Below are 2236 nucleotides of genomic sequence, written 5' to 3'. Positions count from 1 at the left end.
CCGGCGCTGAGGCTGCCGCCCATCTGGCCTGCTCCCGCCGAGACGCTGCCGCCTGCGCTGCGCTGGCGGCTGGTGTAGGTGCTGGTGTCCTGCAGGCTTTCGAGGTTGAGGTCGCGGGCGACGTCGGCCTGGACGGTGGGGGCCTTGACCACGGCGCCTTGCAGCGTGGTGTCGCGGCCCGAGCGCAGCACCACACGCTCGCCGCCGGCCACCTGGGTGTTGGTCCAGGTGACATCGTTGCCATCGGCGCGGCCGCGCGCGGCGCTGGCGCTGGCGGTGAACAGCAGGCCGCTGCTGCCGTAGCTGACGCCCACGCTGGCGCTGCTGCTGCGGTTGGTGCTGTGCTGTTCGGCGGTGTTGCGCGCGGCCAGCAGGAGGACATCGTTCTCGGCGTCGAGGACGGCGGTGCCGCCGGCTTTGAGGGTGGCGCCCTGGGCGCCCGATACGTTCCATTCGCCAGCCGCGTCCTGCTCGATGAACTGGCCGCCACGCTGGGCAAGAAGAAGCTGGCCAAGTACGTGGCCGCCACCGGCCTTCACCGCCGACCAATTGCTGGCTAGCTATCGGCGCATCGCCACCATGGTGACGGCGCGGCAACTCGACACCCAGGTCTCACGCGATGCCGACGATGATGCCGTGTTGGCTTGCGCCTTGGCGGCTCGTGCCAACCTCATCGTCTCCGGAGATGACGATCTGCTGGTGCTTATAGATTCAACGGCGTATACATCGTCCCCGCCGCTCAGGCGGCCCTCAAGGGCTTCGCCAGCACGACCAAGCCCTGATGCACAACGCCCGCACAAGGCGGGCGTTTTTTCGCTTATCAGATGAGCCTCTGACCTGGCTTGCTTTGATCCTCTAACGCCATCGAGTCTGCATGGATTCGAATCTCAACCTCTGTACGGTCGCCGATCGAATCAACTGCATCCACGCTCATGACGATTAGGTACTTCGTTTGACCTTTCGCAAGAAACTCCGCCCTGATGTCATTGATAGAGTCGTTAGGAATTACACCGCTCGGCTCAAAGTTAATGCTTTTCACACCTTCGAAGACGATAAAACCATCCGTCAAGTCCTCCGCCGTGTGGTAGTCCCATGTGGCCGACCGAACGCGAGAAATGCATGTCACCTGGACCTTGACCTCCGAGTTCCAGCCATCAATCAACACCGACTTGCATCCACGATCACCGACGTAGATGGTTTTCAAGAATTCGATAACGTTCATAGCGGTCAGTAGATTGGCCAATGGGCTGCTGGGCTGTTCCAAGGAACGACATTCCCATTAACGTCAAGCGAGGAGCCCTGTCCTTTCATTCCTGGCCCAGTACCAGGCGCGTGCCCATGCCCATGCGGGGTTGGGTTATTTCCATGGCCTTGAGGGTTTAGCCGCTGATAGTTTGAGCCATTTGGATAAAGGGTATGGGTGTCAACGCCGCCTTTACCTGCGGAACCCGTGCGTCCACCCAAGGGTTCAATCATGGCATTGCCCCTGGAGTCAACAACGATTCGACCAATCTCGTTTCCAGCCCTATCAGTCGCGGGCCCTGGCAGCTTTCCTGCCCCCTTTGCCGCCGACGAATTCGGGTTCTGACTAAAGACGATGTTAGGCCTCTCTGGCCCTTCACCCGCAGGCGAAATGGTTCCTTGGACGCCACGGTCCTGCTCCGCCGCCTGATACCCACTCCCGCTGCGGTCCCCCACCGGATCGTGCACCGCAGGTGAAGCCGTCAGCGTCACCGGCCTCGGCCCGGGGTTGGGCGTGGCCGTGTTCCCGCCGAGCGCATCGGGTCGATGCGGGTCATAGCCGGGCGTGGTGATGTCCGCCCCCTCAGGCAGTCCCAGGCGTCTGATCTGCTCCACGGCCGCGATACCCAGCACGGCGATGGTGCTCATGCACGTGGGGTTGACGACGCATTGCCGCGCTGCCACTACGCCGGAAACGATCAAGCCCTGATAGATCAGCGGCGCTACGAATATGGCGTTGTTGCTTGCTTCGTTGAACGCCGCCGCTGCGGCTGCGTCGCCGCCCACGGCCGTTCCCACGGCTACTGCCGCCCCTTGCACCAGAACGCCGGCAATCGGTTCGGGCACACCGGCTTGCGTGAGTGCCGCGTGCACCTGTGGCGCGATCTGCGAGCTTGCACCTGCGGCAAGAGCACCGACGTGGCCGCCGCTGATGGCGCCGATGGCAGCGTGACCGCCCGCGCGGCAGGCCCCCTGCGGGCTCCAGCACTCCTGC

General features: G+C 63.4%; 4 protein-coding genes. 1 reads left to right on the top strand and 3 read right to left on the bottom strand.

The genetic code is table 11. The features are described from left to right. The coding region (locus WG922_RS21890) for a hemagglutinin repeat-containing protein (protein WP_340285163.1) at positions 1–539 on the bottom strand (539 nt) is incomplete at its 3' end. On the opposite strand from WG922_RS21890, the gene WG922_RS22045 reads away from it, so the two are divergent. Beyond that, the gene (locus WG922_RS22045; protein WP_445322872.1) at positions 475–828 is read left to right on the top strand and encodes a putative toxin-antitoxin system toxin component, PIN family; all 354 of its coding nucleotides are present in this window, start codon (positions 475–477) and stop codon (positions 826–828) included. The two genes, WG922_RS21890 and WG922_RS22045, sit on opposite strands and share 65 nt — an antisense overlap. Here WG922_RS22045 and WG922_RS21885 read toward each other — a convergent pair. After that, a complete protein-coding gene (locus WG922_RS21885; RefSeq protein WP_340285162.1) occupies positions 821–1222 on the bottom strand; it encodes a DUF6258 family protein in 402 nt (133 codons plus the stop codon). The two genes, WG922_RS22045 and WG922_RS21885, sit on opposite strands and share 8 nt — an antisense overlap. Before the next feature lie 5 nt (positions 1223–1227). Next, positions 1228–2236: hypothetical protein (locus tag WG922_RS21880; RefSeq protein WP_445322871.1), on the bottom strand; the 1009-nt coding region annotated here is incomplete at its 5' end.

The organism is Ramlibacter sp. AN1015 (genome assembly GCF_037726105.1).
Classification (GTDB): Bacteria; Pseudomonadota; Gammaproteobacteria; order Burkholderiales; family Burkholderiaceae_C; genus Ramlibacter.
This window is presented reverse-complemented; position numbering and strand designations above follow the sequence as displayed.